We start from the raw sequence: 22,865 nt of genomic DNA on the forward strand, positions 1-22,865 counted from the left end.
ATGAGTTTGCCCCTTGCATCACCCTTTCCCTTGCACCATGAGACCACCCGGAGCGATTCCTCACTGCAGGGCGGAGAAGGGATACTGTCGTATTTCCGCCACTGTCTCGATGAAAAACGAAAGGCGATGGCAACACAGCTTCACTCACTCTGCAAAAAGCATGCGCTTCCAGAAGAGGTGGGCGATGCTTTTGCTGCAGCGCTTGCAACAAAGGGCAAAGGGTTTCGTCCGCTTCTATTTCTTGCTGCCTATTTCAGTGCAGGCGGTAGGCCTGTATCGGGCTTATATATAACGGCTCAATCGATCGAGTTTATGCATGATTTTATCTTGATCCACGATGACATTATCGACCGGTCAGCACTGCGCCGCGGCAAACCCACGCTTCGTAGAGCATTAGAAGAGAATCTTCGAAATACCGGTCTGGCCGGGCGGTTTGATGATATCGCCATGGTGCTTGGGGATATGGTGTATGCTTTTGCCATAGAATCGTTTCTTACAGTACGACTTACTCCGCTGCGAAAGGAAAAAGCGCTGCGTCAATTTACCGGCGCCGCACAATCTACCGGTGCGGGGCAGCTGAAAGAGCTTGCTTTAGCCTGCTGCGAAATCGCCCACGTAACACGCGATAGAGTATATGAGATATACGATCTGAAAACCGGCTGTTACTCCTTTGCCGCACCTCTGGCTGCCGGAGCGATCCTTGCCGGAGCACCCCATCGCCACGTGAAAAATGTTTATGATGCGGGACTGGAGCTCGGGCGAGCCTTTCAGCTTATCGATGATATGATCGATATCATGGGAACAGAGCAAACAAACGGAAAGAATGCGCAAAAAGACTTTTCCCAGGGAATCATTACGGTTCCATTACTTTATATGTATGAAAAAGCACAGGCTTGCGGCAACGAAAGGGTATGCCGGATTTTTAGTAACAAACATGCGGATGAGAGAAAGTATGCCATACTCAGACAATGGTCTCACAGGATTGACCTCCCGGACCGGATCTCCCGGATGCAGAAAGATCATACCTGTCGCGCACTCGAACAGCTTTCATGCCTGAAACAGTTTTCATCCATGGCTCCCACGATAGAAATACTGATGAACCGGATGTTTTCAGCAGCAGAAAAAATATTTCGCTCAGTTGATTTACCAAAGGAGGCACGATGACCGAATTTGTCGATCAGGTTGCAATTGTAACCGGTGGAGCACAGGGAATCGGAAAAGGGATCGCCTCCATGGCACGTTATCTTCTTTCCAAAGAAGCAGGATTTATTACCGGACAGAATTTTGTGGTTGACGGCGGTATGACCCGGAAGATGATTTATGTCGAATAGTGATTGGTGGGGCCGAAGGAAGCTATTTCTTTTTCTTCTTTGATTTTTTAGGAGAAACTTTGGACTCGGAACTGTCGGGTTTTCTGGATGAGTCGAGCATGCGGGGCTGAATCGGTGTATCATCAGCAACCGGCTGAGGGCTTATGGACCCCGAATCCTTGCTTTCACTCTTCGTTGCAGCAGACTGTTTACGGGTAACGATCTTCTTCGCTTCAACATCGGAAGCACCCCCAAAAAGCACTCCCGCCATGAGCATAATGATTGTAAGCTGTAGTCCCTTTTTCATACGATCTCCATTGCCATAAATATTTTCCCTTATATAAAGATACAGTCGAGCGGGTGTGAAGTCAAGGTTCGGAAGAATTGGAGGAGTGGTCTCTGGATCCACCATCCTCTTTTTTTCCTAACCTTCACCTTTTAACCTTCATCTTTCATTCAACTTTTCCCCGCCCCTAAAATCCTACACTCACCGCACCCAGCACTCGTTGTGATTCATGTTTTTCTTCAAGTACCGAGGCTGTTGACAGTTCATAAACCCTGTGTGATACCGCCAGATCCAGGGATACCCTCTCCGCAACGGTGTAGGCGATTCCTGCGGAGACCATGTGTTCTCCATTAAAAGAATGCGTTTCCTCAGCATAATCTTCTTCAACAAAGCCGTCATAGTGAACGTTGTATGGATAGGGTGAATATTCTTTCCATGCGTATCCTCCCCGGAGCGTGAGGCAATCGAACAGAAATGGTATTTCGATTCCCGCGCCCGCACCAACTTTCCAGTGTCGCTGCAATTCGGTTTCGATCGATTCCGGATGGGGCGCCCGGGCATTAACTTCCGCAGTAAGCACCGTATGCGGCGTGGTAAAGGCCAGGCCGACAGCACCGCTGTAGTAGGTTGTCAGGTAGCCATCCATGGTAAAATCATAGGATTCGGAGAGTGCAGAAGGAAGCACTTCCGAGCCCCACTCGCTGAAAGCTATGTATGACGGAAAATCGATTCTCATGCCGAGCGCGAAATGGTCGGATGGCCTGAACCGAAACCCGAGGCGGGCATCATAGCCACCGTAATCGCGATTGATTTCATCGATATAATTATCATTGTACGGATCGACCACTTCCCCGTTCACGGTTCTGCGAAACTCAAGCTGATCATCACTGTGGCCGGTCACCAGCGATAGGGCGAGTCCCACCGCAAATTCGGGGATTATACGGACACCAAAACCTGCGGTCCAGAATTCCAGATGGCCGAGCGATCGATACCAGTTGTCTATTTCGACCGTATTCCCGCCCGACATCCATGTGCCGCTGTATCCTAAAACAGCATCGAAAGCATAGGGGTTCTGATACGCGATCCCGAAAGCAATGTTCCTTCTCCCGATAAAATTGTGGACATAGGCGACATTGCCGACCTGGAGCCGGGAAATGTCACTCTCACTCATCGAAATGGTATTCCCCGGATGAAACTCACTGAATGCCTGCGAACGAAGGCCGCCGAAGGAAAACTGGAAAGCACTACCCTTTGTAAATGTTATGCCGGCAGGATTCCAGAACAGCGAGGAAGCATCGTTGGCAAGGGCTGTATAATTGTTACCCAGGGCCAGGGCGCGCGTGCCGACCCCTAGATCGGTACGCGCGGGATCCCCGAGCACCTGAGCGTGGAGGATTGTCGCGGTTAATGCGACAAGGAACAGGCTTAGGTATAGAGTTTTCTTTACCATTTTTTGATCCTTTTGGCTTTATAGGTCCCCGAATTCGAACCAAGCTCTACAACTCTGTTACTCTTTCGGGAACTTTTCGTGACTTTCCTTGCAGGACCCCGTGAATTAGCATGGTGAATTGTTCCGGATGATACCGGTTTGACCGAACGCCTTTTCACTACTACGCTTTTGGAAGATGATTTATGCTTTCTGCCCGATGAACTATGAATTACCGTACAGCTCTTTCTTCCATGCGAGCCGTTGTTATGGTGAATTACGGTCTTTTTCCGGTGTCCATGATTTCGATGAACTATCACCTTGTCCCTGCATCCACGGTGCACATCATTATGGATATAAATATGCTTTGTCCGGCGCGGATGGTATATATGCCGTCGCGGTCCTTGAATACGGCAGATCCTGTGACGGCGTCCGCAGGAACATCCACTATGCAACTCTACACCAAAATACCAGGGTCCATACACATAGCACTCAAGATCCCCGTTATAATAAACAACACGGTGTTTCCGCACCCGTCTTCCGCAGGAGAACACATGGACCTTTGTGACCTCCTTAACCTCAACCAGATCGCAGTCATGATAATCATCACGCCACTCTCTTATCGGAGTATTGATCGAGATCTCAAAGGAAAAATGATCGGCAAACCCACTGAGCGGTATGAGCAATCCCGCCGCTAAAATCATAAATTTCCGCATCGGAACCTCCTTTTGAATGTTTGGTGATACTTTTCCTCACAGCCAATCAACTGCACCCCTCAATAGAACAAATGCCGTGCCATAGCTATAAGTATTTGATTTTAAACAAAAAACAGCACAATAACATCACTAAGAGGAGTCAAATTATCGGGAAACTTTTCCCGGCAAAGGAAGGAAAACAGGAGAGGAAACAATGTATCATTAATAAATTCAATTAGTTAGAGAAGAGTAGAACCAGATGAGACAATTATCCCGGTCGAAAATATTCCGGACTGGGGCCATCAACCTTCGCCCTGCGCCCTTAACACTTCATCCCATACTTCTCCAGCAGAAGTCGCAAGCTTTTCCGGTCGATATCCAGAATTTTGGCGGCATTGGTGAGATTACCGGGAGCACGCTGCACCGCCTGGGCGATCATTTCCCGGTCAACGGATTCACGGGCATCCTTGAGGCTGGTGTAGCGGGGACCTTCATCGGTTTCCAACCCGAGATCTTCTCTGGATATTGTAGAGCCGCCCGCGGTTATAACTGCACGCTGAATCCGGTTCTGGATTTCCCGAACATTGCCCGGCCATTCATAGACCAGAATCGCCTTTTCGGCCTCACGGGAAAACTTACACCCGGGGCTTCCCAGAGATTCGCAATACTGTTTCAGAAAAAAATGCGCCAGCAGAAGGGCATCTTCACCACGCTCCCGCATGGGCGGGACGGTTATCGGCATGACATTGAGTCTGAAAAACAGATCCTTCCGAAACCTGCCTTCATCAACAGCCTTTTCCAGGTCCACATTGGTAGCGGAAATAATACGGACATCGACTTTGATCGTTTTGGAGGAACCCACCCGCATAATTTCGCCTTCCTGTAACGCCCGCAAAAACTGAGGCTGCACCTGGGTTGGCAATTCACCCACTTCATCGAGAAATAACGTACCCCCGTTCGCCTCTTCGAAATGCCCCTTTTTCGCTGCAACAGCGCCGGTAAATGCACCTTTTTCGTGACCAAAAAGCTGGCTTTCGATAAGATTGGGAGGGATGGCACCGCAATTGACCGCAAGGAACGGTTTGTCATTTCTTTTACTCAGCTTGTGCGCGCTTCGTGCAAGAATCTCCTTGCCGGTCCCGGTTTCGCCTATCAAAAGAATGGGAACATCGGTGGGAGCGGCCTGTTTGACAAGGGAAATTGTTTTTTCGAATCGGGGGCTCGAGAAAATCAGGTCCTCAAACCGCTTTTCTTCAACCCTGCTCTTCAGTTCCTCAATGGTGGCTTCATGTTGGGCAAGAAGATCCGAGTTTTTCACCAGATTGGCCATAAGGGTGGTGAGTAGTCGGAAAATCTCAAGATCCCGCTGAGAAAAGGGATGTCGATCGGTTCTGCTGTCGAGATAGAGATAGAATTCTTTGCCGGGGTATGCCCCATGAAGAGCATCGAGTCTGCTGCACAAAACGGTTCTGATTTCATGACTGCTGATCGATTCCTGAACTCTCAATGTCTCATCGCTGATCGTATCGGAGATAAGAAGCGGCTCCTGCTTTTCCTTGACCAGCTTGAGAGCGGTACTGCTGAAAGGGGCATTGGTATCACTTTCCTTATCTTTATGGATAATTTCACCGGCGCCGTCCTTGGCTTCACCGATAAGAAAGGCACGATCGCAATCGAGCACCTGTTTACAGAGTTCCAGCCCGCGGCGCAACAGGATCACGACATTCTGTTCTTCAGCCATAGCAGCGGTCATCCGGAGAGCGGCTTCGAGCATGCCATAACTATCGGTCTTTTCACTCATGATTGCGCCTTTCTTCCTTGAGATCCCAGGAGGTAACCTGCAGCGGCATCACTTCAATCTGCTTGCTGAATATCCTGTCCTTGCGTGTCCGGATTTCAACCTTGTTCGGTCCGGGGGCCAGCGGTACGCCGATGAATCCCTCTCGTGAAAATGACCGCGCCACTTTGCCGTTAATTACCAGTGTATCACTCTTTTTCATCCCTTTGATCATCAGGGTGCCGACATCGGTTCCCGGGCTCGTGGTGGTGAGTGGTGATGGCTCGGAGTCCATGGTGTTTCCCTGCGGAAAACTTACTTCCGGCTTAAGCGTATCCTGAAAAGCCCCGAGTGTTGGAAGATGACGGGCCCCGCGGTTGTGACGGATTGCCGAGTAAACGATAAGCGCAAGGCTTGACAACCCAAGCAGAGCGACACACACCCACAGGAATGCAATACTCCGGGGCGTTAAGGTAAAGGAGCGGGATTGAAGCGGGACTGCAGGTGATGTTCCGGTTATTATTTCTTTCCCTTTTACAAAGGAGGCGAGGTTTTCCTGGGCATGACGGTGATGACTTCCGACATATTCGGCCAGCACCGAATGGACTTGTTCTATGGATGGGCGCTTGTCTCGATCTTTGCTCAGGCACTCCATGGTGAGTTTTTCGAGTGTTTCGGGACAGTCTCCTGTTGCCAAAGCAGGGGGGTCCTCATTGAGCACTTTATACGAAACCTGCCCCAGCGAATCACCCGGAAAAGGGACCTTGCCAGCAAGGATTTCGTAGAGAATGCATCCTAAAGAATAGATATCCACTCTGCTGTCGACATCGGCGGGATTGACCATGGCTTCGGGCGCCATGTACGAGAGGGTGCCTATGACGGCAACCATCGATGAATGCTGGGTCATTTCCTGCTGAAAAGTGGCAAGACCGAAATCCGCCAGTTTGACCTGTCCCTGTTTACCCAGAAGGATATTGGCGGGTTTGATATCATGATGAATAACATTTTCGGTATGCGCGCTTCTCAGTGCTGCTGCAACTCTTTCAAGGACTGCCATGCACTCCATAGGGCGAAGCCCCCGCTCGAGGGCAATATCAAAGGAAATGCCTTCGATATATTCCATGACGATATAATAATTACCGCCGAAATAGGCGTAATCGAACACAGAGATGATAGTATCGTTGGAGAGCGTGGCCATAGCCTCGGCTTCACGACGGAACCGGATAATATCATGCTTGTTCTGGGCACGCTGGGGAATCAGGCATTTGATCGCCACGATGCGTCCAAGAGATTTCTGCCGCGCCCGCAGCACCGAACCGAAACCGCCCCGTCCGATTTCATCGATTATCTCGTAATCTTTCAGTGAAAATGCCATTATCCTTGCCTGGATTGCTGTTGTGCTTTATGCAGCCACTGCTTAAAATAGGTGTTGCCCGGTGACAGTTCGGAGGCTTTTTGAAAATAGGATACCGCAGCATTGTAATCGCCCGATGCCCAGGCTACTGCACCAAGATTGAAATGGGCCATCGCATATTCGGGCTGCACATCGAGTACTTTCAGATAGCATTGTTCGGCTTTCCGAAAATTCTCGCGGGTATGATAGAGCGCACCGAGTAAATTATAGGCTTTCACCAGCGTCGAATCGTATACTACGGCACTTTCAAGACGCTCAATTGCAGCATCGGCATTTCCCTCTTTGTGGTGACAGGTACCGAGGTTGTAGTGAAGGATCGCCAGAGTACGACTGACCTCGCGCGTGTTCGGTTGAAGATTCGAGGCGATATTCATATGATAAATGGCGGGATACCAGTCTTCGATACACCCGATATCGAGATTCATTTTATACATAGCCTCGGCGCACAGGCTCATACCCATGCCGTAATGGGCCTCAAAATTCTCGGGATCCTTTTCCACAATTTTCGAATAGATCTTTCGCGCCGAAAGGAAATTGCCCGCTTCAAGGAGTTCGTGGGCATATTCGAGGCGATGATTCGTGCAGCGGATTGAAACGAGCAACGCCATGCAGACCGGAACGAGCACTGCCCAGTGGCATCTTCTGAGTACCAGAAAGCATGAACGAGCTTTAGTGATTATGGATACGCGCAACAAACGAGTCCTTATATCGATACTACTTCCTCACCGTCACCGTACAAAAAATAGTTAAGAAAGCAGGGGTATACCAAGAAATCCTGGGCGCAGAAATCCGGGACGGACTAACTTTTGAACCTTAAGGCGAATAACAAATATACAATTATTATGATTTTTCAAATTTTATGGCTTTAATTTTCGCCCGCGCTTCGATAATCTTGCTGCCCCCAAATGTTTATTTGGTATTTAAAAATTTATTGCATTTCCTCTTGAGCAATTGATATATTAGAACCTTTACAACTAAAATCAAGGAAAAGTTATGAAATTTATATACTGTCTTTTCCCGTTGTTTTTCCTCGTGGAACCAATATTTGCCGGCTTGAATCCAGATAGTTACACGTTGAATTTCGACAGAATTTATGCTTCCGAAGAAGAAATTTTCATTGATGATTCCCGCGAAATTGCCGATAGTAAGGCGAGTGCAGGTAATCAAAAGGTTTATCCGGTAAAGAATGCCGCAATGGAACAAGTGAATCGGGACATTCAGAGAGGTATTTCCTTGGCCGCCACAGGAACGGTCATCCATTTCAGTGGTCTTTTTTTGCAGGTACTTTCTATTCCGGTAATAATTAGCGAGGCATCAACGAGCGGCTCGTTTCCGGCCGGCGGCTTTTCTTTGGCAATAATTGGCGGCCTTTTAACGATGACAGGACCTATACCTTCGTGCATTGGAGAAACAATCGTTCATAATTCCCTGGATTCTTATATTCACGTCGGCTATTCATCAGCTCCGCGTGGATGGCAACATTACAGAGCAGGTTGGGTGTTCAACGGAGCATCTTTTTTAATCAGTTTCATTGGTGGTTTCATGGCCTATGAAGCCCCTTCAATGGGAATGTTTTTCACTCTGTTATCGACCGGTCTCGGTATCGCCGGAGAAATACAATGGGCAAAAGCCGCAATTAAGCCACTTATATACAGCAAAAAAGCTGAGGGAAAGGTTCATTCGGGAAAAATCAAAATCGGTTTCAAACCGGTCATTGCACCCGGTAAAGGATTTGGAATGGCGATGGATATGAGTTTTTGATACATTGTGTTTAAAATACCGCAATCAGACTGCAATGCTCTCTCGAAAGCCTTTACTTCTTATTCTTCTTCTCCTGAGTCCTCTTATTCTTGAATTCTGCATTCGACCGGGAGGAGCTGACGGCTCATTTTACTGCATGTTCGGAGGAGGCGTTGCCGGAATATACGAGAAAATAACCGGAACAATGACCTTTGATTACAAGTCCGAAAAAATCCCCACAGAAAGTAAAGAAACAAGTGCTGTTCCGGCAATATCAGCAGCACTCGGGTGGTTTGCCGGCTATCAAAACAGCTTTGGCGAGATTGAAATCCGATATGTTCAGATGCGCTTGAAAGACAGTGGACAAAAGGAAGTTCCGAACAACAATGCAGCCGTAAGCCATTCGACTACACTCAATTTCGGTTTTATTATTACTTGAGCTATTGCAAAAAAGGAGTTATTAAAATGAAAGCAGGTTACCACGGTTTATTTAAATGCTGGACAATTATGATTATGCTCCTGTGTACCCATTGCGGCTATAAATATACCGAAATAATCAGTAAATCGGTTCATGGGCCTATCACTGCAAGCACTTTTGTTGTTTTTCCGGTAACCGGGCTCTATTATAACGCACCGTCATCATGCCTGTTTCCTTCCGATATAAGCCAGGCCGGGCGTTATGAACAGGAATGGAATTCGACAATCAGAAACAAGCTCGCGCATACGTATCCGGAACAACAGTGGGTCTTTCTTGAAAAGGGTGATAACCTGTTGAGATCAACCGGATATTCACTCGACCGCATTTATTCCCTGGCCGAAAGCAAGACTTTGTCGCATTTGGTATCTCGAACTCAAAGAGGTGTGATCAAGCGATGGGATACACCGAAAAGTAATGGGATGGGAACAATCCTGAAACATTTCCAAGATTCTCTGGGTGCAGATTATGCTCTCATGTTTATGAATCCGTCATTGACCGGCGAAAAGAAAACATCCTATACGCCTCCAATGTACGGTCCTAATGGGATGGTGAGTGGTGGCGGCTTTTATACTCAGACCTCCTATACATCCGACATACAATTTCAGGTATGGGATTGTCGCAATGGCCGGCTTCTCTACTGCTCCGGCGCCTGGGATAAATCTACCAGCTATTGCCTGTTTATCCAACCCCAGAGCTTAACCATCAAATCATCAGCCCGGGATGTCGCTGAACGGTTATCGAAGGTGATTGCCGAACTGCTGAAAAACAACAGGAAGCTTTTTGCGGCTGAATCCGGAAGGCTCGATTCGAAATGAACACATGGTTCCCGGGACTTGCATTCTTAATGTCTGTTTTTCTATGTAATAATTCCGCCGTGTTTTCCCATGATCGGGCCAAGTCATCGGGAGCAGAAACCACCGAGTCATATGGAACCGGCTCCAATGAAGTGCTCGATTTTTACCAGAAGTGGATATCCCCGGCAAAGGGGGGCAACACCTGTCCCATGTATCCCTCATGCTCGCAATATGCCAAAATGCAATTCGAGCGAAACACACCGGTTCCTGCCTTTATTGCAACCTGCCGGCGACTTATCGAATGCGGCCATGACCTTGAGACATATCCCAAAGTTGCAGTTAACGGAAAAACCCTGAATTTTGATCCGCCCGATCGAGCAGAAACAAATTTGGTGAATGAAAATCAGGAGCAAAGATACAAAAAAACGTATTCTGATGAAAGCACCGATAATGAGCGAAGAGATACTGCTGCCGAAACGTGCAGCGCCGACTATGCCGAATATCTTTACGAAACAGGCCAATATTTCCTCGCATACGCAATGTACCTGAAGGCGTCCTTTCACTGCACAAATGTGCAACAAAAGAAAAAACTGCTCCACCGCGTCCGCCACAGCGCTTTCTATGCCTTTAATGAAATGGATTTCATAAAACATTGCAGCTTTTTACTATTGTTTATCAATGAAACCGGAACATCGGACAACAATTTACACCTGCTTATAGCTCGAAAGCATCTCTTCCATCACAACAGCCTCAAGGCATTGAGATTGCTTGGGTCAACAAGTCCTTTTCAGCAGGACTCCCTTCAAAACGAGCTGTATTTCCTGCGATCGATCGCCCGGTTGCAGCTCTTCTTATGGAAAGACGCCAAATTGAGCGCCGACTCGATCCTGCCGACATCAGACTACGCATTTTTGCAGGATTCTTTAGCCGATTTATCAATTCGGCTTCAGGATCTAAAATTAAAAAACCGATATCGTGCCGGAATTCTTTCATCAATTATCCCGGGGACAGGCTATATGTATGCCGGAAGGCTGTCGGCGGGAATAGCCGCGTTCATTATTAACGGCTTGTTTGGCTGGTCTGCTGTAGAAATGATCCGGGGCCATCATTATCCACTTGGAGCCACCATTGCCGTGCTCGGATTGGGATGGTATCTTGGGAATATTCGGGGTTCGATTAAGTCTGCAGATCGTCATAACCGACGCGAAAAGGAATCTCTTGTGCGCAGGATACTATTCGATATTCAGATCGGGCCATGAAAACCCGGAAATAATTATCCCACCGATTCGCCGTTAACCACGATAAGATCGACCTCGGTATGCGGTACCCCCTGTGCTTCAATTGCATCTTTCACCGAAGGCTTGCCTGTGAAAACATAATAAATACGTCGCTTGCGTTTCTCCTCCGGAAGAAAATCATTCAGCTCTTCATAAAATCTGAATGTTGCGATGAAGGAACGATCATTTGAGCTGCTCATATTCATTCCCGGATTATGTTTACGGCAACTCTATTTTTCGGCATTTTTCATTTCTGGATATCGCCCCTGAACTCTTAAAGTACAAAAGTTAGTCCGTCCCCCACTCGCGGTCCCCCACTCGCGTCCCCAATCGATGAATAGTGTGGAGTAAGGAGCGCGCAGGCAAAAATCTTCACCCCGCTACGAATCGACATCGCTCAATCCGTGACTCCAGTACTCCACCACTCCAGTCTTTGCATCAAATATCGGCTTCAGCCATCCAGAAGCCATGCTTATTGCATCGCTCGACTATTTTGACTTTTGAACCTGCTTGTTTAATATGAAAAAGCGAGCCGGGATAGACACCCGGAGTCAGCATCTGGCGGGACACGTATTTGTTGTCAACATAGCAGTCAACGTACATGATATGATGCGCTTCTTCCATAGGATGAACAACTTCACCAACCATAACCAGAACATCGATACATCCTGCGCCCGGAACGAGTTTACAGTCTTTATTCACTGTTATACCGGGAATATGCTTTGCCGCACCTTCCTTACTCTGCTCCATCGATTCTTCAAACAGTTTATCGTTCTGTTCGAATTTAGCCGCAGCGCACACCGGGCACGATTCCGGTGAAGAATCAAATTCAACATGACCGCATACCGCACAAGTAAAAATACTCATGACATCCTCCTGTCAGATTATATAGTGTTACATGTTTATATCTCCGAGTATTTCGGAGTGATTAATTTAATGTATTTGTCAAAACACGCGGACTTCGGGCTGATTTTTCTATTAATAAGCGAGTAGAGAGAATGAATGATAGTGGGCGTAGGAAGATAAAGTTTTTTCATTACTATACAAACGTTGCGGTACTTAACCAACCATTACCTGCGCAATCCAATCCGATTTTTCAATATACTAGAAAAGCCAATAAGTGACAATACAAACCTCGATATTTATTTAAACATTCTTTTTTGCGGTCTGTGTTATGATATTTTTAAATCTGTTTAATTAATGCACTTTTCTTGCAATGCACACTTTTATTCTTGATGATAAATTAAAAAAACAGGTACAAATCGATTAGATATTTAATAAATTCATAATCGACTGAATTAATTATCCCCTGTCATTCGGACATAGTATGAAAAATATCATAATTTTCTTTCGGCACAAAACCCCGGTACTGTTATCGATCCTGATCTTCGTGGTCAATACTTTTAGTGGAAGAGCATATCATGTCTCTGCGACGACGGGAAGCCAAAATGGAGACGGTTCATTGCCTGCACCTTTTCTCAGAATAATGGCGGCCGCCGATCGTGCTCAGCCGGGTGATACGATCATGGTACATCAGGGTATTTACCGTGGCCGGATAGCCCCTCCCCAGGGAGGAGAACCGGGGAGCCCAATTGTCTATATGGCCTTTCCCGGGGACACGGTATTTCTCAAAGGCTCAAATATCTGGGACCCATCATGGGAAGCGCTGACCACCAAGGCAAATACATTTTACGCATCTCCCGACCCGGCACTCTTTACCGATGATTCTCAATATGACGGTGCCAATCCCTTTGAAATAGAACTTATCGGATCACGATCGAGCCCTGCGGCAACGCTGGGTCAGGTATTTGTTGATGGTGAACGAATGACTGAAGTTGATGAAGAAGGGAAACTCTTTCAGGGCTCGTGGTGGTATGACAGCCTGAGCAAAAACATCTACCTCTGTTTTCCATCAGGAAAAAATCCCGACAGCAGCATGGTTGAGATAACGACACAGCGACGGGTCTTTGCGCCCCACCTCCGGGAGCTCGGTTATATTACTGTCAAAGGTTTTATCATGGAACATTGCGGTAATCAATATCCGGCAAGCTGGTACATGCCCGGCTATCCGCCCCAGGCAGGATTACTCGGATGCCGTTCCGGAAACCACTGGGTTATCGAAAATAATGTTATCCGGCATGCAAAGGGGATCGGAATCGATTTCGGTGTTGAATCCGATGAAGACGATATCGAACGAAAGGACAACACTGTTAATGGAAGCGAAGTCGGGTATCATCTTATCCGTAACAATCTCATTACCGACAACGGTACCAATGGTCTTATGGGCTGCTACACGCACAATGTTCGCATTGTAAACAATATCATCGAAGGCACGAATTACCTTCGGATAGACGGCAACGAAAAAGGAGCCATTAAAACACATGGGTTCAACGATGGTATACTTGAAGGCAATCTGTTTCGCAATAATAAATGTCAGGCAATTTATCTGGATGCCGGCTTTACGGGTGCACGAGTAACAAAAAACATTGTCGTTTCAAATACCGCCTATGGTATGATGTTTGAACTACAGCGCCCCCACTCGACAGCGACACTCGTGGATAACAATATCCTTGTCGGTAACGGCTATAACAGCATTTATCACCCTGATGCCTCAAGCGTGACTTATGCCCATAATCTGCTCGCTGCATCCTCCGGCTCCGACGGTTATGGGTCCTATGGTGAAGGTCATCTCATGCGCATTGTCACCGATCGGAGGAGTGCTCAGCTCTACGAAAACAGAATGTACAACACCCTCTTTTTCAGAAACTTCGGAGGCCATATGAGCTGGCCCTTTACCGATTGTGTGGATGATGAATTCGGGGAATGCTACAGTGACTACAATGTTTTCACCGGTTCGGCATTGAGCCGTTTGTTTTTTATCAATAAATACTGCGGTGGCCTCCGCCCATGGGGAGACGACTGGAATATGATGATCCAGATGGTGTGTGACGATATCGGAAACGCACTTGTCGGGACGGCACCTCAACACAAGGCCTCAAATTACCGGGGAGCCGCTCTCACGTTCTCCGAGTGGCAGGCATACTGGGCCAACAACGGAACCGCAAATGATCAAAACAGCATCATAAGTTCTGAATGTAAAGCAGCCTACAATCTGCTATCCAATGAACTGACGATAACGATCGATTATGATCCATCGAGTTTAAGCTCACAACCGGTAGCCGGTCTGGATACCGATATCCTCGGCAATGCTATCCCGCAGGACGGGACCGCCGATCCGGGACCGATTCAGGGACTGAGCAAAGGAGTGCACACGTTCCAGCTCTGGCCCCCCCAGGATTTTCCGGATTTTCCACTTCCGGCGCCGTTACAAAACAGGGCAGTCAATCTTCCAAAACCATCAAAGCCTCTCCCCGCTCCGTGGATCATGGCGCCCTTTGACGGGCGGATTCATATCCCCCGAGGCCGGAAGATAAAATCAATTGCCGTCTATTCGGCCGGGGGGCGGTTCATCTCCCGAATAACCGCAGAGGACTCCAAAGTAATAATGCTGGATAAGCATCTCGATGCAGCCCCGGGAATTCGTCTTGTAAAATTTGTGGCGGAATGAAGGGGGACGTGATATTACCGGACAAAAGGCAGATCACACATTAAACCTGATACTGAGGATATCACCATCATTGACAACATACTCTTTGCCTTCAAGACGGAACTTCCCTTTTTCTTTTACAGCCTTTTCAGAACCCGATTCCTTTAAGTTGGCATAGGAGAAACACTCGGCCCTGATAAATCCGCGCATCAAATCCGAATGAATCGCTCCCGCTGCAAGCAGCGCCGTATCGCCCTTCACAATAGTCCAGGCCCGGACCTCATCTTCACCAACAGTAAAAAAACTGATATAGCCCAGCAGCTCATAAGCTGCCCGGGCAAGACAATCCCGTGCAGATTCGCCGATACCCATGTCTTCCATGAAAAGAGCGATTTCTTCCTCATCGGTAAGCCGTGAAAGCTCCATTTCGAAATTGCCGGCAAACTCAATTACCTTGTAGGATTTGCCGATTGATTCGAGGAGTGATTCATTTTTCCCAAAAAGCTCTTCACTCGAATTTACAATTGCAAGAACAGGTTTTTGCGTGAGTAACTGAAATCCCTTAATTAGCTTCATTTCGTTTTCGGATAATCCAAGCTCTCTCACCGGTTTCATCTCTTCGAGCTGTGCATGTATTTTTTTCAAAACCGACTGTTCGAGCTGGATTTCGTTACTTTTTATTCCCCGCTTAAATCCTGCCTCAATTTTTTCAAGGCGGTTTTCGACAATTACCAGGTCCGAAAGCAGAAGCTCTTCGGTGATAATGTTCAGTTCCTTTTCCGGCTCAGGTGCGCCGACCAGATCACTCTGGAAATTGCGCAGCACCACCGCAAGTGCATCTGTATTTTTAATCAGTCTCAGAAGCTCCCCCGATAAGGAGCCCTCCTTTGCCGCTCCCTGCGACACGCCCGCAAAATCGATCATTTCTATTCGGGCATAGGTAGTCTTTTTAGGATTATAAAGGTTACTGAGCCATGTTATCCGCTCATCGATAACCTCCACTTCCCCCAGATGAGGTTCAGCTTTGGCATCGGCATAGACTGTTACCGGCACTTCTGAACGGGTTAATGCATTAAAAAGCGTAGTCTTACCGCTGTTGGGAAGCCCTAATATTCCAATTTTCATCTTTTCTCCAGGTTAAAAAACTTGTTAAAATAATATATATGAAATATCAGAGAGTGATTATGCCCCGGATTGAGCTAAATAATACCCGTCAGGCCTAATCTTACCAATTCTTCAATGAAAAATGGAAAGAAAATCATGATACATACGCAGCATAGTTATTTAGTATTTTAAATTATATTTATAGTATAGTTTGATTTAAAATAAAGGACAGAAACATCATGATGAGCAACCGCGGATTTGATGTTGAGGAAGCTAAAGCGCGACTTCAGCACCTTCTTTCCATGCCTGAAACCCCTGTGCGAAAACGTGAGATTGCCGCTTTGCGACGGTCACTGGAATTATTTGGTAAGCAGGGGCCGGAAAAAAAACGACGGTCACCCGGACGGGCAAAAACTTCACGGGCAATGGCATCCAGACTTCAGGAACCTGTAGACGAACCGCCGAAAAAACCAGAGAGAGAAACCGAAAAAACAGAAAACGGCCATCGGCGGGTTATTATCCGCAAGCGCGCTCCGGAAAAACCGCTGCTGCAGGATGAACGCAAAGATAAAAGAGAACAGAAAGAAATGCTCAGGTCCATTCGCTCGATGATCGGATCGGAACGGCATGGCATGAGCTAAATGCTCGAGAACGCTTTTTTCTCTCTCATGGTCTTGGGATTGTGTATCACGCTATCATGCATCAGCAACCCTACTTATCCATCAAGAAACACCACCGATGCTCCCGAGGGCATGGTTTTGAATCGAGCAAAAGATGCGGTGTTCCCGGCGACATATAACTGAACCGGAAACAAATATGACACATACCTATGGATTCAGATATGTTATAGTAAAATAAATACCATTTGTCACTATATCCTTTCGACTATTTTTTCATTTTGGGCAAAAGGAGCATTTTTTGATGCTGACTATTATCGATATTCCCCGGGAAATTGCCGATCTCTATGCTCAAAGCAAAGAAATTGCGCAGAAAATTGCAGCGACAATTGCACAAGAAGTTCCCCTGCAGAAATTCACCAAGAATACTTCATTAACCAGAACCTGCCCATCATCGGTAGTAATCATTCAATCCGGCATATTTAAATATTTTTACGACAATAAGTTTATCCGATTTTATTCAAACGGCGATATTGTTTCGGTCCCCTCTGCAGGAAACAAATTGCCACTTGCAATTACTTCCGAATTCGCCGCCGAAATGCTGGTACTTAATAATGAACGTTTTTTATCCGTACTCAGAAAGGATCAGTCACTGGCGACGAACTGGCTGGAATATCATTCGATGAATGAAACGATCATGCATTCACTGACCTCCCTGTTCGCCGGTGAAGATTTCAAGCCTGATGTCGATATTCGGCAATATCAATCCGGCGAGGTAATCATCCAGGAGGGCGATGCTCCGGATAATCTCTTTGAGATGATCGAAGGCAAAGCTGCTGTCTCGGTCAAAGATACCCAGGTAGGAACTATCAATGCCGGAGAGGTTTTTGGCGAAGTGAGTTTCCTGACCGAAAGCACCCGTACAGCGACGGTAATTGCCGAATCCCGGTGTCTGATCCAGGCAATCAGCGGGGATCAGTTCGAAAAAATTATTAAGTACCGCCCCACTTTAGTATTTTCCGTATCACGGACACTGGCCAATCGCTTAACTGAAGTTAATGACCGTCTGATAAGGATATCATCACTAACATGACCAGATCATATTTACACATACGAACCCTTATCCTGGTGCTTGCGGCAGGCATCATTGCAACCGGCTGCCAAAATGGAATCAAGGTTGTGATGACCGGCACTATCCAAGGATATAAGCCTTCCGACGATGTTTTTGTTGCATTATCCCGCAACTGGGAGAAGATATATGTTTCTCCCCGGGTCTTCGAGATCGATCCGCAGGGAAGGTTTTATCTGGAATTTAAAATCCGCAAACAGATTCTTCCGGTCACCTTCGTCGTGAACAATCGTGCCCATGCACGGCTAACTATCGAAGATATGTGGAGTCCACAGGCGAAGCTTTATGATGAAATTCGCAAGCGAACCTTCCCTATTACTGTCGATGAACAGGGGGTGTATCGGGCGACATTGACATTGTGAGGGGGAGGAAATCGGGATAATGGACCAAGATAATGGATACCAAGACCAGTGACCAGCATCCAGTACATGAAAGAAAGGAGGGAATGTAATGAATAAAGAACTGTCTAATAAAATCTCCTCTGTTCTTTCCCGGCGGAGTATTCGATCGTACAAGGACGAAGAAATTTCCGATGAGATAGTCGATGCGCTTCTTCATGCAGCCATGGCGGCGCCGTCGGCCTGCGCAAAGGATCCATGGCGTTTTGTGGTGATTCGGGATAAAAGCATGCTTGCCCAGGTATGCGAAAAGCTTCCGAACGGTAAAATGCTTGCCCGGGCAGGACTCGGAATCGTTGTCTGCGGTGATCAGAATGTTGCTCATGATAATCAACTCAGTTATATGCTCCAGGACTGCTCTGCAGCCATAGAGAATATCCTTGTCGCCGCACCCCTTCTCGATCTGGGTGCGGTCTGGCTTGGAGTGCATCCCCGCGAGGAACGAGTGGAGCATCTTCGGGAAATTTTGTCTATTCCTCAAAATATCACTCCCATTTCGGTAATTGCCCTAGGCTATCCCGATGAAACCAAACCACCGCGGTCGAGGTATAATTCGAAATGTGTGCATTATGAGAAGTGGTGAACAGATAGCTCCGGACATGAGGGGTGCAGGTCGTATCCGCCGGCGATACCGCTACCTTATGGGATGTTCACTAGCTAAAAACTAAATTCAGCGACTTTTCTTAAAGTCAGCAATCTTTAAACAGCCAAAACTGGGTTGATCCGCGATCTTTTGGATATATATTCCCTTCGCCGGCTTTACTATTTCGATACTTCGTCCACCAATTGCCCGACCACGGACATCAAATACTCTTGTTTGAAAAATACTTTTTACATATAGCGCTGCTTCTTCTGTATAAACCCTTTTCGCATGCGTCAGATCATAATCGAGCGCGCCATGCGTGTACCGGGTAATGACTTCGCAGTTAACATCGCCTTCATAGTCGCAAAACCGGACTCCTTCAAGCCAGAGACTGCAGGATTCCATACTGACAATGTCGAACATAATAAGAGCAAGTATCCCGTCACCATCGGGCGCTGCAACCGAATCTATGCCGCCGGTCAGAGTATTGCTGATAGTCAACAAGTCTGTATGCCCGCTTTCCAAACCGCAGGAAAATAAAAACTCATCCGAGCTGTTTTTCCTGAAAATGTTCGAATAGCCGATTGTCTCCGCCTGGCCCATGGAAAAGAAAAGTACCGAGGGATCGAATCTCAGAAAAAACTCATAGGAATCAAGATTAACAACATCACCAGCCCTTATTGCTATCCCTACCGATGTCCCCGCAAGCTGCGCAACCGAATCGATCTCCGGCGTCTGATAGTCAAGGTCGACATAAATCTTTGCATTTTCATTCGGGCCTGCTATTGCTGCGAAAACAATGACACAGATCAGCATGCACAACCGTAAATTGATCATTCGTCCCCCTTGTGGATTACCAGATCCTGCATTGTAACGGGATCTATTTTTTCTCTTTTGTTATTCAGCAACTCACCATTTTTCAGGGTAATCACCGTCTGCGCTGTTTCCTTCACAGTAAATATCAGCACTCCCAGTGCGGCATTTTCCCGTATTGTTCCTGTAGCATGGGTACCGGTAAGCGTTGCGGAAATATTGACTGTCCCCTCCTCTTTCCTGATCACCGGTATGATCTTTCCGTTCCCGGCACTCAGGACATTACGGATTCCCGCAAAAGGATCCTCAACAGCCGTCTGCTTGAGTTCCAGAATCTCCGGATCATACACAATATCGATAGAATAGGTATCGAGATTGGTGACATCCTTGATCATGACAAGTATTTTGATCTGATCACCAGCGGAGGAATTCTCAGTATCGGTCTGCAGCGAAATTATCGGCGCAGTTTCTGCAGCAAAAAGCATGCACGCCGTCATTACCAGGCTTACGGTAAAGTGTTTCATAAAATTCTCCACATTTTTAAGTTTCAATACTTTTTCAGGTTCAACAGGTCAACAGGTCATGGGCTGGAAGCCCATGCCACACTGGTAAATTTTAAATTCCAAAACTCGAATCACTAAAATCCGGGTCCAGCAACCAGCAAACAACATCCATCATCTCTTTCCTTTACTTTTCCTTATGCCAACTATCACCAAAAATTGAAAGGTCCTGAACATCGATAATCTGATTACCGGATCCGGCATCGGCATTAAGGTTCAGGTTGGTAATCCATTCCCAATCGGTATCAGTTTGTTCAAGGTGCCAGGTATCGCCGAATATCGACAGATCCTCAACCCTGACCGTGCCATCGTGATTGAAATCCGCTCTGAGCCATCCCTGTGCAGTGTACACCTGCCCGTTTCCATCGGAAAGTGCGATCGACAAGAAATCATTCTCATCGCCGTATTTTTTGCCGATCGCCGCTCCGCCGCCGGCGCTCAGTGGTTGCCCTGCAGAATACATCACCCCCATTTCCTGATAGGTGCCGTCATTGCGGTTCCTGAAATAGAGAACATCACCGGCGGCATTGCCCACCAAAAGATCATTTGCACCGTCTCCACTGAGATCCATCATGCACGGAGCGGCATCGAAACCCGCAACAATATTTCCCGATGACGTTGCCAGATTTGTTGCAGTTGCCCACGATGGTGCATTCCAGTCAAAGGGCGTTTGCGCATAGGCAACCATCACCGATCCATCATCCAGACCCATCACCAGATCCGGATATTCATCGCTGTTCTCCAGGCTCAGATCAAAGCCGGTGATATTTCCTGTGGAGGTATACAGTACCGTGCCGTTATCGTAAACCAGTTCATTGTCGTACGAAATGTTCTTAAACAGCGTTATAGTATTATTGTTATTCGAAACCAGGAGATCGAATTTCCCGTCGGCATTCCAGTCAACGACTCTCAGACACACGATTCCTCCGCTGAGAACAAGATCGGATCCGGTTCCATTACGGGGATCGGTTGCCGATACGTAATCGGTTCCGGAATTTGCATAATAGTCAAAGGTACCATTTCCGCGACCGATCAGCAGATCCATGTCACCGTCATTGTCCATGTCTTCCATGGCTGCGCTGTTGTAACTTCCGGTCTGTATCGGCGTGCCGCCCGACGAAACGGCCTTAGTGGTATCGAACACAAAGGGCACAACCGGCCGTTGACTGACCGATACAGCAGTGGTAATGCCGGACTGCACGAGTACCGGTTTGTATTCCGGACGGAACCCTTGTTCGACAACACAGAGCAGATGATTTCCCGGGATCACGCTGTCGATAGTGCCGGGACCATCGAGTTTCTTACTCCCATTCATGCCGCTCGATGCAAACAGAAAGACATCGGCATTTCCTCCGGTATTCGGCAACTCAACCGTAATATCTCCTCCCGGCTCGAACACCGCGGTTATTGAATATGACTGGTCCATGATAATCGTTTGGGACGGATTTTTATAACCATTAATCGGGCTATTCTGCCATTCCTTGAAATACCATCCGGCAGATCCGGGTGCTGCAGCAAGCAGTACCGACTCGTTATGGGCATAGGACGTTTTATCCGGATTTTTGGTTACAGTACCGGCGCCGGACACATTGATTGTCAAGCTGTAGTTATCAAGCGTAAAGCCGGCTGATATAGTGTGGTTCGCGGTTACATTGGTGAAGCTGTAAATATAGCTGCTCGCTTGGGAAGCAGCACCCACTGCCACATTATCTACGAGGAGCTGATCGATTACATAGCCGTTGGCATCGTCCGCAGTGACGGTAAACAACTGATCAATGCCATAGGTCACATTAACCGTGCCGCTCGGAGTGATGCTTCCGTTTGAGCCCGCACTTGCGATGATCGTATGGGTCCGGAGAGCAAAGCTCGCCGAGATCGTCTGGTTGGCGGTTACATTGGTAAACGCGTGAACATAGCTGCTCACTCCCGCTGCCGCCGTAACCGGTGATCCATCAACAAGCAACTGATCGATCACATAGCCGTTCGCATCGTCGGCAGTGACGGTAAACGACTGGTCATTGCCATAGGTCACATTAACCGTGCCATTCGGAGTAATGCTCCCGTTTGGGTCTGCACTTGCCGTAATCGTATGGGTCCGGAGAACAAAGCTGGCAGAGATCGCCTGGTTGGCGGTCACATTCGTAAACGCGTGAACATAGCTGCTCACTCCCGCTGCCGCGGCAATTGGTAATCCATCAACAAGCAACTGATCGATCACATAGCCGTTGGCATCGTCCGCAGTGACGGTAAACGACTGATCAATGCCATAGGTCACATTGACCGTGCCGTTCGGGGATATGCTCCCTTTTGTACCAGCACTTGCGTTAATTGTAAATGTTGGAGTAAAAGTATAGGAACCGCTAAAAAGATTACCCGATGCGACCAGGTCCCTCTCGCCATCCGAATCGACAAAATCTCCCAATGCAGAGCGGATTGCCGTACTGTTCAAAGGGCCGAGAAGCGAACGGAACTGTATCGCAGCAAGTAACCCGGAACCGTCAGGCGCCTGCAGGGTATCATCACCAATCAACGTCAACCAGCCTTCCACCGTATCAGGTGAGCCGTCAAGCGTATCCGGTGCGGACTGCCCGATTGTGGAACCGCCGTTGAGCGTGAGGATATTATTCGTGCCGGCATAGCTCCATGACGCACTGATAAACTCCAGGCTGTCGGTATTGTATGTCATCCGGAAACTGTAGGTATCCAGATTCTTGACTGCACCGGCGGTAACGAACACCCAGAACGTTCCGGCATCGGATGAGAGTGTATTCTGGATTCCGGCCGTTGATGGATCCATGTCAATGCTGATTGTCGCATCCTGGTTGGGTCCGGCAACCGCTGCTATCCAAAGCAGTGCGGTAATGAGGCAGGCGTTCTTCACCATACGAATTCCTCCTTTAGTATCAAATTTTCCTTT

22 protein-coding genes and 1 pseudogene are annotated in these 22,865 nt (G+C 47.6%); 11 read left to right on the forward strand and 12 right to left on the reverse strand.

The features are described 5' to 3' along the window. The gene (locus tag GF401_10125; protein MBD3345406.1) at positions 1-1,164 is read left to right on the forward strand and encodes a hypothetical protein; all 1,164 of its coding nucleotides are present in this window, start codon (positions 1-3) and stop codon (positions 1,162-1,164) included. A gap of 59 nt (positions 1,165-1,223) precedes the next feature. Beyond that, positions 1,224-1,331, forward strand: a pseudogene (locus tag GF401_10130) (SDR family oxidoreductase). A 22-nt stretch (positions 1,332-1,353) separates the two neighbouring features. Here the strand turns inward: GF401_10130 and GF401_10135 are convergent. From GF401_10135 to GF401_10160, 6 genes are all read right to left on the reverse strand, one after another. Next, the gene (locus GF401_10135; protein MBD3345407.1) at positions 1,354-1,617 is read right to left on the reverse strand and encodes a hypothetical protein; all 264 of its coding nucleotides are present in this window, start codon (positions 1,615-1,617) and stop codon (positions 1,354-1,356) included. A gap of 166 nt (positions 1,618-1,783) precedes the next feature. After that, the gene (locus GF401_10140) at positions 1,784-3,046 is read right to left on the reverse strand and encodes a hypothetical protein (protein ID MBD3345408.1); all 1,263 of its coding nucleotides are present in this window, start codon (positions 3,044-3,046) and stop codon (positions 1,784-1,786) included. Further along, entirely contained in the window at positions 3,040-3,738 is a 699-nt protein-coding gene (locus GF401_10145) for a hypothetical protein (GenBank protein ID MBD3345409.1), read from the reverse strand. Before GF401_10145 ends, GF401_10140 begins: the two co-directional genes overlap by 7 nt. A 301-nt stretch (positions 3,739-4,039) precedes the next feature. Continuing rightward, positions 4,040-5,518: an AAA domain-containing protein gene (locus tag GF401_10150; GenBank protein ID MBD3345410.1), complete on the reverse strand. Its 1,479-nt coding sequence runs from the start codon at positions 5,516-5,518 to the stop codon at positions 4,040-4,042. Beyond that, complete coding sequence (locus GF401_10155; protein MBD3345411.1) at positions 5,511-6,869, reverse strand: protein kinase; 1,359 nt, start codon at positions 6,867-6,869, stop codon at positions 5,511-5,513. Before GF401_10155 ends, GF401_10150 begins: the two co-directional genes overlap by 8 nt. Beyond that, entirely contained in the window at positions 6,869-7,600 is a 732-nt protein-coding gene (locus GF401_10160) for a tetratricopeptide repeat protein (GenBank protein ID MBD3345412.1), read from the reverse strand. Before GF401_10160 ends, GF401_10155 begins: the two co-directional genes overlap by 1 nt. Before the next feature lie 301 nt (positions 7,601-7,901). On the opposite strand from GF401_10160, the gene GF401_10165 reads away from it, so the two are divergent. Genes GF401_10165 through yidD form a run of 4 tightly spaced genes read left to right on the forward strand, consistent with a single transcriptional unit; the run spans position 7,902 to position 11,179 of the window. Further along, complete coding sequence (locus tag GF401_10165) at positions 7,902-8,669, forward strand: hypothetical protein (protein MBD3345413.1); 768 nt, start codon at positions 7,902-7,904, stop codon at positions 8,667-8,669. A 34-nt stretch (positions 8,670-8,703) separates the two neighbouring features. Next, a complete protein-coding gene (locus tag GF401_10170) occupies positions 8,704-9,087 on the forward strand; it encodes a hypothetical protein (protein MBD3345414.1) in 384 nt (127 codons plus the stop codon). A 26-nt stretch (positions 9,088-9,113) separates the two neighbouring features. After that, complete coding sequence (locus GF401_10175) at positions 9,114-9,941, forward strand: hypothetical protein (GenBank protein MBD3345415.1); 828 nt, start codon at positions 9,114-9,116, stop codon at positions 9,939-9,941. Further along, entirely contained in the window at positions 9,938-11,179 is a 1,242-nt protein-coding gene (gene yidD / locus GF401_10180; GenBank protein MBD3345416.1) for a membrane protein insertion efficiency factor YidD, read from the forward strand. Before GF401_10175 ends, yidD begins: the two co-directional genes overlap by 4 nt. A gap of 14 nt (positions 11,180-11,193) precedes the next feature. On the opposite strand, the gene GF401_10185 is transcribed toward yidD, so the two are convergent. After that, the gene (locus tag GF401_10185) at positions 11,194-11,403 is read right to left on the reverse strand and encodes a hypothetical protein (GenBank protein ID MBD3345417.1); all 210 of its coding nucleotides are present in this window, start codon (positions 11,401-11,403) and stop codon (positions 11,194-11,196) included. Positions 11,404-11,635: 232 nt separating this feature from the next. Then, positions 11,636-12,064: a hypothetical protein gene (locus GF401_10190; GenBank protein MBD3345418.1), complete on the reverse strand. Its 429-nt coding sequence runs from the start codon at positions 12,062-12,064 to the stop codon at positions 11,636-11,638. A gap of 460 nt (positions 12,065-12,524) precedes the next feature. Between GF401_10190 and GF401_10195 the strand changes: the two genes are divergently transcribed. Next, positions 12,525-14,765 (forward strand): hypothetical protein, encoded by a 2,241-nt coding sequence (locus GF401_10195; protein MBD3345419.1) that lies wholly within the window; start codon positions 12,525-12,527, stop codon positions 14,763-14,765. Between the two features lie 33 nt (positions 14,766-14,798). Here GF401_10195 and ychF read toward each other — a convergent pair whose 3' ends face one another. Then, the gene (gene ychF, locus GF401_10200; protein MBD3345420.1) at positions 14,799-15,869 is read right to left on the reverse strand and encodes a redox-regulated ATPase YchF; all 1,071 of its coding nucleotides are present in this window, start codon (positions 15,867-15,869) and stop codon (positions 14,799-14,801) included. 218 nt (positions 15,870-16,087) lie between these two features. On the opposite strand from ychF, the gene GF401_10205 reads away from it, so the two are divergent. The 4 genes from GF401_10205 (at position 16,088) to GF401_10220 (ending at position 18,575) form a co-directional block, all read left to right on the forward strand. Beyond that, positions 16,088-16,489: a hypothetical protein gene (locus GF401_10205; GenBank protein ID MBD3345421.1), complete on the forward strand. Its 402-nt coding sequence runs from the start codon at positions 16,088-16,090 to the stop codon at positions 16,487-16,489. Between the two features lie 280 nt (positions 16,490-16,769). Beyond that, the gene (locus tag GF401_10210; protein ID MBD3345422.1) at positions 16,770-17,558 is read left to right on the forward strand and encodes a cyclic nucleotide-binding domain-containing protein; all 789 of its coding nucleotides are present in this window, start codon (positions 16,770-16,772) and stop codon (positions 17,556-17,558) included. Beyond that, entirely contained in the window at positions 17,555-17,956 is a 402-nt protein-coding gene (locus GF401_10215; protein ID MBD3345423.1) for a hypothetical protein, read from the forward strand. Before GF401_10210 ends, GF401_10215 begins: the two co-directional genes overlap by 4 nt. A 112-nt stretch (positions 17,957-18,068) precedes the next feature. Beyond that, entirely contained in the window at positions 18,069-18,575 is a 507-nt protein-coding gene (locus GF401_10220; GenBank protein ID MBD3345424.1) for a nitroreductase family protein, read from the forward strand. A gap of 87 nt (positions 18,576-18,662) precedes the next feature. Here the strand turns inward: GF401_10220 and GF401_10225 are convergent, their stop codons facing one another. The 3 genes from GF401_10225 to GF401_10235 all read right to left on the reverse strand — a co-directional run bounded on the left by GF401_10225 (position 18,663) and on the right by GF401_10235 (position 22,832). After that, positions 18,663-19,412, reverse strand: coding sequence for a hypothetical protein (locus GF401_10225; protein ID MBD3345425.1), 750 nt, complete (start codon positions 19,410-19,412; stop codon positions 18,663-18,665). Continuing rightward, positions 19,409-19,912 carry a hypothetical protein gene (locus tag GF401_10230; GenBank protein ID MBD3345426.1) on the reverse strand — a complete coding sequence of 168 codons (504 nt, stop codon included), beginning with the start codon at positions 19,910-19,912 and terminating at the stop codon, positions 19,409-19,411. Before GF401_10230 ends, GF401_10225 begins: the two co-directional genes overlap by 4 nt. 163 nt (positions 19,913-20,075) lie before the next feature. After that, positions 20,076-22,832, reverse strand: coding sequence for a hypothetical protein (locus GF401_10235; GenBank protein MBD3345427.1), 2,757 nt, complete (start codon positions 22,830-22,832; stop codon positions 20,076-20,078). Positions 22,833-22,865: the final 33 nt, after the last annotated feature.

The sequence above is a fragment of the Chitinivibrionales bacterium genome (assembly GCA_014728215.1).
GTDB lineage: Bacteria > Fibrobacterota > Chitinivibrionia > Chitinivibrionales > WJKA01 > WJKA01.